13 protein-coding genes are annotated in these 14,000 nt (G+C 64.8%); 9 read left to right on the top strand and 4 right to left on the bottom strand.

Features of this window, described 5'->3' with window-relative positions; translation table 11 throughout:
* Positions 1–169 precede the first annotated feature (169 nt).
* The 3 genes from E4P09_RS19805 (at position 170) to E4P09_RS19795 (ending at position 2,485) form a co-directional block, all read left to right on the top strand.
* A complete protein-coding gene (locus tag E4P09_RS19805; RefSeq protein ID WP_137391368.1) occupies positions 170–1,057 on the top strand; it encodes an MlaA family lipoprotein in 888 nt (295 codons plus the stop codon).
* 51 nt (positions 1,058–1,108) lie between these two features.
* Positions 1,109–1,711: an MlaC/ttg2D family ABC transporter substrate-binding protein gene (locus tag E4P09_RS19800; RefSeq protein ID WP_170984519.1), complete on the top strand. Its 603-nt coding sequence runs from the start codon at positions 1,109–1,111 to the stop codon at positions 1,709–1,711.
* A 141-nt stretch (positions 1,712–1,852) separates the two neighbouring features.
* Entirely contained in the window at positions 1,853–2,485 is a 633-nt protein-coding gene (locus E4P09_RS19795; RefSeq protein WP_137391366.1) for a Tgt2/MlaC family protein, read from the top strand.
* A gap of 12 nt (positions 2,486–2,497) precedes the next feature.
* On the opposite strand, the gene E4P09_RS19790 is transcribed toward E4P09_RS19795, so the two are convergent.
* Both E4P09_RS19790 and E4P09_RS19785 read right to left on the bottom strand, forming a co-directional pair.
* On the bottom strand, positions 2,498–3,532 hold the full coding sequence (locus tag E4P09_RS19790) for an enoyl-CoA hydratase/isomerase family protein (protein WP_137391365.1): 1,035 nt from the start codon (positions 3,530–3,532) through the stop codon (positions 2,498–2,500).
* A gap of 6 nt (positions 3,533–3,538) precedes the next feature.
* Positions 3,539–4,681 carry an acyl-CoA dehydrogenase family protein gene (locus E4P09_RS19785; protein ID WP_137391364.1) on the bottom strand — a complete coding sequence of 381 codons (1,143 nt, stop codon included), beginning with the start codon at positions 4,679–4,681 and terminating at the stop codon, positions 3,539–3,541.
* Between the two features lie 217 nt (positions 4,682–4,898).
* Between E4P09_RS19785 and E4P09_RS19780 the strand changes: the two genes are divergently transcribed.
* The 3 genes from E4P09_RS19780 (at position 4,899) to E4P09_RS19770 (ending at position 7,307) form a co-directional block, all read left to right on the top strand.
* A complete protein-coding gene (locus tag E4P09_RS19780) occupies positions 4,899–5,714 on the top strand; it encodes an extensin-like domain-containing protein (RefSeq protein WP_170984518.1) in 816 nt (271 codons plus the stop codon).
* A gap of 134 nt (positions 5,715–5,848) precedes the next feature.
* Positions 5,849–6,871: a porphobilinogen synthase gene (hemB, locus tag E4P09_RS19775; RefSeq protein WP_428977735.1), complete on the top strand. Its 1,023-nt coding sequence runs from the start codon at positions 5,849–5,851 to the stop codon at positions 6,869–6,871.
* A 145-nt stretch (positions 6,872–7,016) separates the two neighbouring features.
* On the top strand, positions 7,017–7,307 hold the full coding sequence (locus E4P09_RS19770) for a GIY-YIG nuclease family protein (protein ID WP_137391362.1): 291 nt from the start codon (positions 7,017–7,019) through the stop codon (positions 7,305–7,307).
* 223 nt (positions 7,308–7,530) lie between these two features.
* Here E4P09_RS19770 and E4P09_RS19765 read toward each other — a convergent pair whose 3' ends face one another.
* Positions 7,531–8,400: an NAD(P)-dependent oxidoreductase gene (locus E4P09_RS19765; RefSeq protein ID WP_137391361.1), complete on the bottom strand. Its 870-nt coding sequence runs from the start codon at positions 8,398–8,400 to the stop codon at positions 7,531–7,533.
* Between the two features lie 120 nt (positions 8,401–8,520).
* On the opposite strand from E4P09_RS19765, the gene E4P09_RS19760 reads away from it, so the two are divergent.
* The 3 genes from E4P09_RS19760 to E4P09_RS19750 all read left to right on the top strand — a co-directional run bounded on the left by E4P09_RS19760 (position 8,521) and on the right by E4P09_RS19750 (position 11,690).
* Complete coding sequence (locus E4P09_RS19760) at positions 8,521–9,768, top strand: threonine ammonia-lyase (protein WP_137391360.1); 1,248 nt, start codon at positions 8,521–8,523, stop codon at positions 9,766–9,768.
* Between the two features lie 168 nt (positions 9,769–9,936).
* Positions 9,937–10,683: an arginyltransferase gene (locus E4P09_RS19755; protein ID WP_137391359.1), complete on the top strand. Its 747-nt coding sequence runs from the start codon at positions 9,937–9,939 to the stop codon at positions 10,681–10,683.
* 119 nt (positions 10,684–10,802) lie between these two features.
* Entirely contained in the window at positions 10,803–11,690 is an 888-nt protein-coding gene (locus E4P09_RS19750) for a DMT family transporter (protein ID WP_137391358.1), read from the top strand.
* Positions 11,691–11,702: 12 nt separating this feature from the next.
* On the opposite strand, the gene parC is transcribed toward E4P09_RS19750, so the two are convergent.
* Positions 11,703–13,943, bottom strand: coding sequence for a DNA topoisomerase IV subunit A (parC, locus tag E4P09_RS19745; RefSeq protein WP_137391357.1), 2,241 nt, complete (start codon positions 13,941–13,943; stop codon positions 11,703–11,705).
* Positions 13,944–14,000 lie beyond the last annotated feature (57 nt).

The following is a 14,000-nucleotide window of genomic DNA, read 5'->3' as shown; positions in this document are numbered from 1 at the left end:
GTCATAGGCCTGTTTGCCTTATGACCGGTACGGCAGTCGGGCAGCTCGCCAGATTGCCGCCGCAAAGATTGGTTTAGGCTTCTGATCAGAATTCGTGGTCATATCTTGCTCGCCGGTGATCGCCGCAGCGGCAGCCTACATTGAGGGGCAGGACGGGGACGACATCATCATGAGATACGTGCATGGAAGCCTTGCTGTGGCACTCATCATAGGAGGGTTCGGCCACGCCGCGCCGGTTGCCAAGGCGCAATCTTCCATCGTGTCCGCCAGCTATTACGATGCGGAGCTGGAGGCTGCCGTGCGGGCGCTTACCGAGCCCGAGCCGGTGGTCGGCCATGATGCGACGGTCAATCCGGCTGGCGACCTCGGACCTCCCGAGGCAGAGGACGCGGCCCTGCGGCGTTTCGATGACCGGCTGGAGGCATTCAACCGCGTGATGTTCACGGTGAACGATGTGCTAGACGTGACCGTGCTGAAGCCCACGGCGCAAGCCTATCGCCTCATCGTGCCGACCCATCTCCGCCAGGGCATAGCCAATGTGCTGGCCAATGCGGCCTCGCCGGTGACCCTTCTGAATGACGTCCTGCAGGGCGAAGGCAAGCGGGCACAGATCACGCTCGTGCGGTTCGCGATCAATTCGACCGTCGGTGTCGGCGGATTGCTGGACGTCGCAGGCCAGAACGGGTTCCCAAGGCATAGCGAGGATTTCGACCAGACCTTGGCGGTCTACGGTATCAAGGCCGGGCCCTATATCGTGCTGCCTCTGTTCGGGCCGACGACGTTGCGGCACATGGTCGGGCGCGCGGTCGATGCCGCCGTCAATCCGACCACATGGCTGCTCATGGACGCGGCGACCATCGAAAGCCTGTCGCCGACCATGATGCAGACAGTCGCATCGCGTGAATCTGCTCTTGACCAAATCGAAAGTCTGCGCCAGACGTCCCCTGACTATTATGCTGCCGTGCGCGAGCTCTACTTTCAGTATAGGGAGGCGGAAATTCGCAACGGCCGGGTTGATATCGAGGAACTTCCCGATATTCCAGATGTTTCGGAATGACCCCCGAGATCTGAGATCTAACAAGATCGCATGCCTGAAAGGACTTCGCATATGACAACCTCCTCGGCAGCTGTTTCCCGAAGGGCCTTCCTCAGCGCGGTGGGCACCGGCCTCCTGGCTGCTGCAGTCTTCGTTCACGACCCTGCTGCGGCCCTGGCCGATCCCCGCGCCGAACAGTTCGTGGCCTCCATAGGCGACGCAGTGCTGGCCGCGGCCCGCGCCGGCTCCGAAAGCCAGTTCCGCGCTGTCATGCGCCGCAGCGCGGATATCCCCACCATCGCCAATTACAGCCTGGGGCGCTACCGCAGCCGACTTCCGGCAAACCAGCGGCAGGAATATTACCGGCTGTTCGAAGGCTATATCGCCAATGTGTTCTTGGCGAACGCCAACAAGATCAGCGGTTCGAAGCTCAACATCACGGGATCACAATCGCGCTCGGACAGCGTGATCGTGACCAGCCAGGTCGAGTTCAGCGACGGCCGTCCGGCTATGCCGGTGCTGTGGCGTCTGGTGAAATCGGGCGGCGGCTACAAGATCTTCGATGTCAATGTCCAGGGCGTGTGGCTCGCGGGGCTCACCCAGCAAAGCTTCGTGTCGGTGATCAGCCAAAACAATGGCGACATGACCTCGCTGATCAACTTCCTGAAGAAATAGTCTTTAGATCCTCTCGGATTGTTGAGCGGCCTTCAACGGCCGCTCTTTTTTTTGGCTCGAAATTCCTATAGACCTGCACGCTCGGCAGGGGCGGATCATCACGGGTGCGTGCGGCGCACCGTTGACTTGAGGGGTAATCTGATGAATCGCAATGATACGAGCGTGTTGGGAGGATGCAGCCGGAAGCTCCTGCACACACTCGCTGTCGTGCTCACGATCGGGGTGGCGATGGCTGCGGCCGGCGCCGCACGGGCGCAGGATGCAGCCGCCTGCGTTCAGCGCATCGGCGCCGACACGCTCCAGGCCGCCCAGAGCGGCACGGCGCAGGCCTTCTACGCCGTGGTCGACAAGCATGCCGATACCCAGCAAATCGCATTGTTTGCGCTGGGCCAGTACCGGAGGCTGCTGACACCCGACCGCCAGCAGGAATATGTGAGGCTGGTTGAGCGCTTCATCGCCCAGACCCTTGCCGACAACTACCGCAAGTTCCGCGCGAGCGACTTGAAGGTGACCGGCGCAAAGCCGCAGGGCGAATCGGTCAATGTGGAGACGACCCTGATCTTCCTCGGCGGGCGGCCCTCGCAGAAGGTCATCTGGCGCGTCGTGCCCGCCACCTGCAAGGTCATCGACGTGAACGTGACCAATGTCTGGCTGGGCCAGCTTTTGCGCACGTCCATCACCTCGGCCATTCAGAAGGGCGGGCAGACGATCAACGCGGCCTTCGTGTTCCTGCAGCCGAGCCAAGGCGTCACTGACGTGAAGGTCAACCGATAACGTCTGCCAAGCCTAGAGCGGCAACTCGGCTGGCAAGGGCGCGAAATATGCATCGACCATGGCCGGAGACACTTCGGCCAGGGATGCGGGCTGCCATTTCGGCTCCTGGTCCTTGTCGATGATCACCGCCCGCACGCCTTCATAGAAGTCGTGCCCCTCGAACACCCGGTTCACCAGCCGGTATTCCAGCCGCATGCAGTCGTCGAACCCGAGCTTGGCACCCTCCTTAAGCTGGCGGTGGGCGATCTTGAGGCTGGTGGGCGACTTGCCCCGCAGGGCTCGCGCATTTTGCTGGGCCCACTCGCCCGGGTCGCTTTCGAGGCTCGCGAGGATCGCCTCGACGCTGTCGCCGCGGAAGTGGCGATCGATGCTGTCGCGCATCGCCGCCAGCGGCGCCTCTGCCGGCGGCCGGGCATAGGCGGCAAGGGCGTCCTCGACATCGGTGGCCTCGGTCAGCCGCTCGAGCAACGCCGGCAGGTCGGCCGAGGCAGCCGCATGCGTCGCAATGCCAGCATTGAGCGCGTCAGCCGCCTTGATGCGCGCACCGGTCAGGCCGAGATACATGCCGACCGCCCCCGGACAACGCGGCAGGAAATAAGTGCCGCCGACATCCGGAAACAGGCCGATGCCGGTCTCGGGCATGGCGAAAGTCAGCCGCTCCGTGGCGACCCTGTGGCTGCCGTGAACGGAAAGGCCCACACCGCCGCCCATGGTGATGCCGTCGAGCAGCGCGATATACGGCTTGGGAAAGTGCTTGATGAAGGCGTTGAGCTGATATTCCTCGCGATAGAAGTCCAGGAACTCCGGCGCTCGTGCCCGCCCCCAGTCGTGCAGCGCGCGGATGTCGCCGCCGGCGCAGAAGGCGCGGTCTCCCGCCGCCCTGATGATGACGCGCGCGATCCGCGGATCCCCAGCCCAGGCCTTCAGCTTGGGACGGATCTCGCGCACCATGTCCAGGGTCAGCGCATTGAGCGCCTTGGGGCGGTTGAGCGTGATCACCCCCGCCAGCCCAATTTCCTCGAACAGAACGTCCGCTTCCCCGCTCACCTTCGCTTACCCCTTCAACAGCTTGCGGGATATGACCACCCGCATGATCTCGTTGGTACCCTCCAGGATCTGGTGGACACGCAAATCGCGTAAATACCGCTCGATGCCGAAGTCGCGGAGATAACCGTAGCCGCCATGCAGCTGCAGGGCCTCGTTGACCACGTCGAAACCCACGTCCGTCGCCTTGCGCTTGGCCATGGCCGCATAGAGGGTGGCATCCGGCGCCTTCTCCGTCACCTTGATGGCCGCCTTGTGCAGCAGGAGCCGTGCCGCCTCGAGCTCGGTCGCCATATCGGCGATGCGGAACTGCAGGGCCTGGAACTCGGCCAACGGCCTGCCGAACTGCTTGCGCTCATTGAGATATGTGATCGCCTTGTTGAGACAGGCTTGGGCCGCGCCGAGCGAGCAGGCACCGATATTGAGGCGGCCGCCATCGAGTCCGGCCATGGCGATGGCAAAGCCCTGGCCCTCGTTGCCGATCAGGTTCTCCGCCGAGACCTGCGCGTCGTCGAACAGCACCGCGGCGGTCGGCTGGCTATGCCAGCCGAGTTTCTTCTCCTGGGCGCCGAACGACAGGCCCGGCGTATCCTTGGGGATCGCAAGGCAGGAGATGCCGGATGGTCCTTCGCCGCCAGTCCTCGCCATGGTGACGTAGAGGTCCGAGGCGCCGCCCCCCGAGATGAAGGCCTTGCCGCCAGTGACCCGGTAGGTCGCGTTGCCGTCCTTCACCGCCCGGGTGCGCAGGGACGCCGCATCCGATCCGGAGCTCGGCTCGGTGAGGCAGTAGCTGGCGATCATTTCCATGGTCACCAGCTTGGGCAGCAGCCGGTGACGCTGCTCGTCAGTGCCGAACCGGTCGATCATCCAGGCGGCCATGTTGTGAATGGAAATGAAGGCGGCCGTGGAGGGGCAGGCCTTGGCGAGCTCCTCGAAGATGATGGCCGCATCGAGCCGGGTCAGCCCGGAGCCCCCCACGTCCTCGCGCACGTAAAGGCCACCGAAGCCGAGCTCGGCTGCCTTCACCAGAACGTCACGGGGAAAGATGTGCTTTTCGTCCCATTCGTCGGCATAGGGGGCGATGTGCTCGGCGGCAAAGCCGGCCGCGACCTCCTTGAACGCGCGCTGCTCTTCGCTGAGCTCGAAATCCATTCTGCCCTTCCCTGGTAAAATTCTTGGACTGCGGCAGCCAATCCAGCCTCTCGTTCGGTATTATCTTCGACGGATAGAAGTGGTGACGCAGCTGGTCAAGGCCTGGGATCGCCGGCGGCGACACTTGACGTCAAAAGGAGGAACAGCCCTGCCCTCTTCCGCCCGCCAGACAAGTGTCCCGGCTGCGGCTCTGCTGGTGCTTCTAGCCGGTTCGGCCGTGGCTGCAGAGGATCGGCCAGTCCCCAAGCCGAAGCCTGAGGTGCCCCACGCGCCCGCCTCGCCGGCCGAGGCGCATTGGGCGCATGTTCCCGTGCCCAAACCGGCGCCCAACCCGAAGACGCTCGAGGAAACCGCACCAGTCCGGCCGCGGGAAAAGCCGGTTCACCCGCCCTCCGCACCCGAAATGGCGCCGGTGCCGCGGCCGCCGGTCACGGAGGAACCTGCCCCTAGAGCCTGGTCAGACGCGGAGATTGCCGCCGCCAAGGCGGAATGCGGCTCTCTGCTGTCGGGGCTGGATCTGGACTACAAGCCGCTTGCGCCGCTGGGCGCACCCGGCGGATGCGGTGCCCCCGCTCCCATCGAAGTGACGCGCGTCGCCGGGGTGAGCATTGCGCCCGCCGCCACCTTGACCTGCAAGATAACGGCTGCGCTGCACACATGGATCGTGCGTTCCGTCCAGCCGGAAGCTGCCAAGAGCATGGGCGAGCCGGTCGCTGCGATCGCGAATGCCAGTGCCTATGTCTGCCGCCGGCGCAACGGGGCGGCCACAGGCAAGATGAGCGAGCATGCTTATGCGGCCGCTTTCGATGTAGGCGCTTTCACCTTCTCTTCCGGCCGCAAGGTGCCCGTCATGGACGCGCCGCCGCTGGCCAAAGCCGGGCAAGAGGTTAACGCGGCGGCGTTTCTCGCCGGCGTGCGCGCGGGGGCCTGCCGCTATTTCTCGACCGTGCTGGGCCCGGGATCCAATGCTGCCCATGCCTACCACTTCCATTTCGATCTGGCGCGCGGCGGCCGCTATCTCATTTGCGAGTGACGATGCAGATGCGACATTGAATTAGTCGACGTCGAATGTGGGCTGGCCTAATGTGCCAGCAAACAACAATGGACTGGAGCTTGCCGATGGCCGGCTGGGAAGGAAAACCTGCATCGCTGCGGCATGCGCGCGCCATGCCGAGCCCGGCGGCGGAAATGCCGCAGGCGGGCTATCCGGCCACACGGCTGCGCCGCAATCGCAAGGCGGAATGGACCAGGCGGCTGACGCGCGAACATACCCTCTCGGTCGATGATCTGATCTGGCCGATCTTCGTGACCGGCGGCCGCGATGCCGAGCAGCCGGTGCCCTCGATGCCCGGGGTCGCCCGCCTCTCGATCGACCGTGCGGTGCGCGCGGCCGAGGCGGCGGCCAATCTCGGCGTCCCGGTCATCGCGCTGTTCCCCTATACGGATCCGTCGCTGCGCACGGCCGACGGGCGCGAGGCATTCAACCCCGAAAATCTCGTCTGTTCCGCCGTACGGGCCATCAAGCGGGAGGTGCCCGAGCTGGGCATCCTCTGCGATGTCGCCCTCGACCCCTATACGAGCCATGGCCATGACGGGCTGGTCGAAGGCTTCGAGATCCTCAACGATGAGACCGTCGAGGTGCTGGTGCAGCAGGCGCTGGTCCAGGCCGAGGCGGGCTGCGACATCATCGCTCCCTCGGACATGATGGATGGGCGGGTAGGCGCCATCCGCGCGGCGCTGGAGGCCCATGGGCACAAGAATGTGCAGATCATGGCTTATGCCGCCAAATATGCCTCGGGCTATTACGGACCTTTCCGCGATGCGGTGGGTTCGTCGGGCGCGCTGAAGGGCGACAAGCGCAGTTATCAGATGGATCCGGCCAACACCGATGAGGCGCTGCGCGAAGTGCGCATGGATCTCGAAGAGGGCGCCGACATGGTCATGGTGAAACCCGGCCTGCCCTATTTGGACGTCATCCATCGGGTCAAGAGTACCTTCGGGGTGCCGACCTTCGCCTATCAGGTGTCGGGCGAGTATGCGATGCTCAAAGGCGCCTGCGACAATGGCTGGCTGGATGCGGACCGGGTGGTGCTGGAGACCTTGATGGCGTTCAAGCGCGCCGGCGCCGACGGCATCCTCACCTATTTCGCCATGGACGCGGCCCGCCGCCTCAAGGCGGAGCGCGTCTGAGGAAGCAGCAGCCCCGCTCAGCACGTCAATGACTTGAGTCATTGCCGCGCTTGGCACGGCAATCCACGGGCGGCCAGGGAGAACGCCTGCGTCAGTAGCCCGAAAAGCTCCTTGACGAGCCATACTCTTCGGTCATCCTGAGACAATGCCGGGGGGCTATGTCTACATTCTGGCGAGCTCACGAAACGGTACGCTTTATGTCGGCGTGACCGCAGATCTGCCCGCGCGCATCGGACAGCATCGCCGGGAGTCGGGTTCGCAGTTCACCACCCGCTATAAGGTGAGCCGTCTCGTCTTCTATGAGACATTCGACGACATTCGGATTGCTATTCGACGAGAGAAAGCTCTTAAGCGGTGGCCGCGTGCGTGGAAGTTAGCACTCATCGAGCGCAGCAACCCACAATGGCGCGACTTGTACGACCAGCTCAACTATTGAGAAACAGCTCTCTCGCCGTGTGGCCCTGGATGCCCCGGTCAGAGCCGGGGCATGACGATGGAGTTTAAATTCAGCCACTTCCGTCATTGCCGCGCTTGACGCGGCAATCCAGGGGCCGAGCGGAACGCCCGTGCCGTGTGGCCCTGGATGCCCCGGTCAGAGCCGGGGCATGACGACTAGTTTTTCGGTGTCAACACCTTCTGGGCACGCGCAATGCACTCACTCATCGCTCCAACCGCGCGATGAGGCTGGAGGTGTCCCAGCGCTGGCCGCCCATCGTCTGCACCTCGGAATAGAACTGGTCCACGAGGGCGGTGACCGGCAGATGGGCGCCGGTGCGCCGAGCCTCGGCCAGGCAGATGGCAAGGTCCTTGCGCATCCAGTCCACGGCGAAGCCGAAGTCGAAGGTACCGGCGAGCATGGTCTTGTAGCGGTTCTCCATCTGCCAGGACTGGGCGGCACCCTTGGAAATGACCTCGATCACCGCCTCCATGTCGAGGCCGGCCTTCCTGCCGAAATGCAAGCCCTCGGCCAGGGCCTGCACCAGTCCGGCGATGCAGATCTGGTTCACCATCTTGGCAAGCTGGCCCGCACCCGACGGGCCGAGCAGCCGGCGCATCCTGGAGAAGCAGGCGATCAGCGGCTCGGCCCTGGCGTAGACATCGCCGTCGCCCCCCGCCATCACCGTCAGGGTGCCGTTCTCCGCGCCTGCTTGCCCGCCGGAGACCGGCGCGTCGAGAAATCCGACGCCCCGCGCCTTGCCGAGGCCATGAAGCTCGCGTGCGACATCCGCCGAGGCGGTGGTATGATCGATGAAGATGCTGCCAGGCTTCATGGCGGCAAAGGCCCCCTCGTCGCCGGTGACCACGGCGCGCAGGTCGTCGTCATTGCCGACGCAGGCAAACACGAACTCCGCATCGCGCGCGGCTTGGGCCGGCGTGGGCGCCGCGCGGCCACCATATTGGGCGACCCATTTCTCCGCCTTGGCCGCCGTGCGATTATAGACGGTGACGTCGTGACCTGCTTTTATGAGATACCCGGCCATGGGATAGCCCATTACGCCCAATCCCAGCCATGCCACCTTCTCACCCATTTTCGTGTCTCCCTGTCGCTCTCAACGATGCGGTTGCCGATTCTCAAGTGGGCAAAACGGCGTCAACCGCAGATCATGGTCCGGTAACTTCTCAAGAACAGCCCACGCGAGGCCCCTTCGATGGTTGTGACGCTCCAAGATATCCAGCAGGCGAACGCGCTCCTCGAAGGCGAAATCGTCCGCACGCCGCTGCTTGCCGCTCCGAAGCTGTCAGACCTGACCGGAGCGGAGGTCTTCGTCAAGCTGGAGAATCTCCAGGTGACGAATTCCTTCAAGGACCGCGGCGCCTTCGTGAAGCTGGCAAGCCTCTCGGAAGCGGAAAAGGCCAGAGGCGTCGTCGCCATGTCGGCCGGCAACCATGCCCAGTCGGTGGCCTATCACGCCAAGCGCTTAGGGATCCCGGCCACCATCGTCATGCCAGTCACCACCCCTTTCACCAAGGTCGAACGCACCCGGGCCCATGGCGCGGACATCGTGCTCGCGGGGGAGACCCTGGCGGAGAGCCAGCAGCGCACCATGGAGATCATCGCGGAGCGCAACCTGACCCTGGTGCACCCTTACGATGACGACCGCATCATCGCCGGCCAGGGCACCGTCGCGCTCGAAATGCTCGCCGCGCAGCCTGATCTCGACACCCTCGTCATCCCGATCGGCGGTGGCGGCCTGATTTCGGGCAATGCCATCGCGGCCAAGGCGCTCAAGCCCGAAATCCGCATCGTTGGCGTCGAGGCGGCGCTCTACCCTTCGATGTACAGCGCGTTGCGGGGCGAGCCAGCCCATTGCGGCGGCGCCACCCTGGCGGAAGGCATCGCGGTCAAGAACGTTGCGGAGCGGACGGTGGAGTACTGCCGGGCGCTGGTCGACGACATCCGGCTGGTCAGCGAAACGCGCATCGAGCAGGCGGTGAACGCCTTCCTCATCCATCAGCGGGTCGTGGCGGAAGGCGCCGGCGCGGCCGGGCTCGCAGCCCTGATCGATCATCCCGCCGCCTTCGCCGGCCGCAAGGTGGGCCTCATCCTGTGCGGCGGCAATATCGACCGGCGGATCCTTGCCTCGCTCATCTATCGCGAGCTGAGCCGCGACCGCCGCATCGTCTCGCTGCGCATCGAGATCGACGACCGGCCCGGCATTCTCGGCAGGATCGCCTCGCTCATCGGCCAGCACGGGGCGAATATCCTGGAGGTGTGGCATCGCCGCATGTTCCTTGAAGTTCCGGCCAAGCGGGCCGATCTTGAGGTGATGATCGAAACGCGGGACGCAACCCATGCCGACGAGATCATCCGCGCGATCGAGGACCAAGGCTTCATGGTCGAGGTTCTGGACGCACCGGCTGGGCGTGCGGCACCGCGCCTGCATGGCGATCTCTGAGACAAGTCTCAGGACAAGCTTTTTTCCCGGGCCCGGCTTTCGTAATATGGGGCAGCGTCTCATGATCAGGTTAGGAACCTGTGCTATGATGAGACGAGGCGCCATTCGGAACGCCGAGGCCTTAGTGCTGTTGTGGTTTGGCATTGCCTCAATGGAGCAGGATACGCGGTGTACGAGGGTCGTAAATTTCCGCAGTTCTATATTACGGCGTCCTCTCCTTGCCCCTATCTGGTGGGGAGGATGGAGCGCAAAGTCTTCACACATCTCATCGGCGAGGATGCCGCCAGGCTCAACGACACCCTGAGCCAGGGCGGGTTCCGCCGCAGTCAGAACATCGCGTATCGTCCGGCCTGCGAGCAGTGCAGCTCGTGCATCTCCGTCCGCATCGTGGTCGACCAGTTTCACCCGTCGCGCACCTACCGCCGCATTCTCGGCCGCAACCGCGACTTGGTCCGGTTGGAGGTGGAATCGCGCGCCACCTCCGAGCAGTATTCCCTCTTCCGCCGCTATATCGACAGCCGCCACAGCGATGGCGGCATGGCGGAGATGACCGTCCTCGACTACGCCGCCATGGTCGAGGACAGTTTCGTCAACACCCACATGGTGGAGTACCGGCTCAAGCCCCGCATCCGCCTCGCCGGGCCTGATCCCCGCAAGGGCGAGCTGGTGGCGGCGGCCTTGACCGACCGCCTGGCCGACGGCCTGTCCATGATCTACAGCTTCTATGACGTGGATCTGAGCCACCGCAGCCTCGGAACCTTCATGATCCTCGATCATGTGGAGCGCGCCCGTGCGCTGGGCCTGCCTTACGTCTATCTCGGCTACTGGGTGCCCGGCTCCGACAAGATGGGCTACAAGGAGCGTTTCCGCCCGCAGGAGCGCCTGACGCCCGAGGGTTGGCGCCTGGCGGAGTAGACGGATCGCGGGTGAACCTGGTCCCGCCTCGCAACTTGCCTTTCCCTGCCCTCCTCCGATAGAGATCATGGGAGCGGGATCTGGGTCTCGCCCATCTCTGCCTATGAGGGCGCAGCAAAATGGCCTCAGTCACCGCGGCTTCCATGGATCATCGCCGGGGCCTGCTGATCGCCTCCGTGGGCGGCCTGGTCATGACGTTCGATGCGCCGCTTCTGCGTCTCGCCGGCGTCGATGTGTTCACCGCCACCTTCTGGCGCGGCGTGTTCGTGTTCACCGCCATGTGCGGCATCTGGGCCTTCCTGCGCTACGTGCAGCGCACGCCGATGCCGCTGCTCAACGGTCGCGACGGGGTGATCCTCGCGGTCCTGCATTGCATGGCCAACCTGCTGTTCATGGTGGCGCTGTTCAACACCACGGTGGCCAATCTGGTGTTCATCCTGGCGCTCAATCCGCTGTCTGCCGCCCTGTTCTCATTGGTCTGGCTGAGAGAGCGCATCGCGCCCGCGACCTGGGCGGCGATCTTCTCCGGCATTATCGGCGTCACCATCATCGTCATGGACGGTGCCCAGGTGGGGAGCCTGTTTGGCGACTTGGCCGCGCTCGGCGCCGTGCTGGTGATCGGCTTCGGCCTCACCTTCGTGCGCCGCAGCGGCAAGAACCTCACGCTGGCACCCGGCCCCGGCGCTTTGCTCGCGGCCTGCATCGTCCTGCCCTTTACCGGCTCGATCGCGGTGCCGCTGGACCAGCTGATGTTCATCGCCGCCAATGGGCTGATCGTGATGCCCTTTGCCTCGGCCATGCTGGTCACCGGGCCGCGCTATCTCACTGCGGCGGAGGTGGCCATGTTCTTCCTGCTGGAAACGGTGCTGGCGCCGATCTGGGTCTGGCTGTTCCTCGGCGAGGTGCCGAGCACCAACTCCCTGATCGGCGGCGCGATCATCCTGATCACGCTCGGCTGCCACGCCGCCTATCGGCTCAGCCGGCGCGCGCCCGAGCATCAGCACTGAGTTAAAAGGGGCTCACCCGAACCGGTTGGTGCGTGGGAAGCCCTTAGGCGGAATGCGGCCGGCCTGGGCGCGGGCACCGAGCCAGTCGCCGAGATCGTTCACCGTCCACAGGCGGCCGGAACTGTCGGTCCAGGTGAGCCCTTCGGCGAGCGGGAACGCCTTGGCATCGGCAAGCCCGCCGCCGCGATAGCTCTGCAACTTGACCCCGCGGCCGCGGCCCATCTCCGGCAGTTCGGCAATGGGAAAGATCAGCAGCTTGCGGTTCTCGCCGATGACGGCCACATGGTCGGCGCCATCGGGCACCCGGCGGCAAACCTGCGCCTCCACCGGCGCCGAGACGTTCAGCACCTGCTTGCCCTTGCGGGTATTGGCGATCACCTCGTCCTCCGGCACCAGGAAACCGCGGCCATCGCTGGCGGCCACCAGCAGCTTGCCGCCCGGCCTGTGCACGAACAGGGCGACCACGTCGTCGGCCGTATCGAGATCGCAGATCAGCCGCAAAGGCTCGCCGTGGCCGCGCCCGCCCGGCAGCTTATCGGCCCCGATGGTGAAGAACTTGCCGGAGGACGAGAACACCATGATCTTGTCGGTGGTCTCGGCCGGGAAGTGGAACTTGGCCTTGTCGCCCTCCTTGAAGCTCAAGGTCGAGGCATCGGTGAGATGGCCCTTGAGGGCGCGGATCCAGCCCTTCGCCGAGAGCACTACCGTGATCGGCTCGCGCTCGATCATCACCTGGTTGAGGTCCACCTCGACGGTCGGCATCTCGGCGAATTGGGTGCGCCGACGGCCAAGCTCCGTCGATTTGCCGAACTTGGCGCGCGCCGCGCGGATCTCCTCGGCGATCCTCGCCCACTGCCTGTCGTCGGAGCCCAGCAGGGCGGACAACTCCTCGCGCTCGGCGAGCAGGGCCTCGTGCTCGCGGCGGATCTCCATTTCCTCGAGCTTGCGCAGGGAGCGCAGGCGCATGTTGAGGATGGCCTCCGCCTGGTTGTCGGTGAGCTGGAAGGTGCCGATCAGCTCGGCCTTGGGCTCGTCCTCCTCGCGGATGATGCGGATCACCTCATCGAGATTGAGATAGGCGATGAGGTAGCCTTCGAGGATCTCGAGCCGCTTGGCGATCTGCTCCAGCCGGAAGCGCGAGCGGCGGACCAGCACCTCCTTGCGGTGGTCGAGCCAGTGGCGCAAGGCTTCCGGCAGCGACAACACCCGCGGAACGCGGCCGGCGGTCAGCACATTCATGTTGAGGGAAATGCGCGTCTCCAGCTCGGTCAGCCGGAACATCTGCTCCATGAGCACGGTGGGATCCACCGTGCGGCTGCGCGGCTCGAGAACGAGGCGCACGTCCTCGGCGGATTCGTCGCGCACATCCACCAGCAAAGGCAACTTGCGGCTGTTGATGAGGTCGGCGATCTTCTCGACCAGCTTGCCCTTCTGCACCTGGAACGGCATCTCGGTGATGACGATCTGCCAGGTGCCGTGCTTGAGCTCCTCCACCGCCCATTTGGCGCGCACGCGAAAGGCGCCGCGGCCGGTGCGGTAGGTCTCGCGGATCGTAGCGGCATCGTCGATGATCACGCCGCCGGTGGGGAAATCGGGCCCGGGCACCAGCTCCACGATCTTGTCGATGCTGGCATTGGGATATTTGATCAGGTGCAGGGCCGCGTCGCACAGCTCATGCGCGTTGTGCGGAGGGATCGAGGTCGCCATTCCCACGGCAATGCCGGACGAGCCGTTCGCCAGCAGGTTGGGAAAGGCGCCGGGCAGCACCACCGGCTCGCTGTCCTCGCCGTCATAGGTGTCGCGGAAATCGACGGTGTCCTCGTCGAGGCCGTCGAGCAGCGCCTGGGCCACCTCGGTGAGCCGCGCTTCCGTGTAGCGCATGGCGGCCGGGTTATCGCCGTCGATATTGCCGAAATTGCCCTGGCCGTCCACCAGCGGGTAGCGCACGGCAAAATCTTGGGCGAGGCGCACCAGGGCGTCATAGACCGACTGGTCGCCATGGGGGTGGTAGCGACCGATGACGTCGCCCACCACGCGGGCGCATTTCTTGAAGCCGGAGCTGGGGTCGAGCCGCAATTGCCGCATGGCATAGAGCAGCCGGCGGTGCACCGGCTTGAGCCCGTCGCGCACATCGGGCAGGGCCCGATGCATGATCGTCGATAGCGCATAGGCAAGGTAGCGCTCTTCCAGCGCCTCGCGCAGGGCAATCGGTTCAACGCCACCGGGCACGGCGGGCGGGCTATGCTCGCTCATTTCTCAACCACGCTGTTGCAACGTGGTTTACGTCATAGCAGAGCCTGGCCGCCAGCG

It is taken from the genome of Rhodoligotrophos defluvii (genome assembly GCF_005281615.1).
Lineage (GTDB): Bacteria > Pseudomonadota > Alphaproteobacteria > Rhizobiales > Im1 > Rhodoligotrophos > Rhodoligotrophos defluvii.
This window is presented reverse-complemented; position numbering and strand designations above follow the sequence as displayed.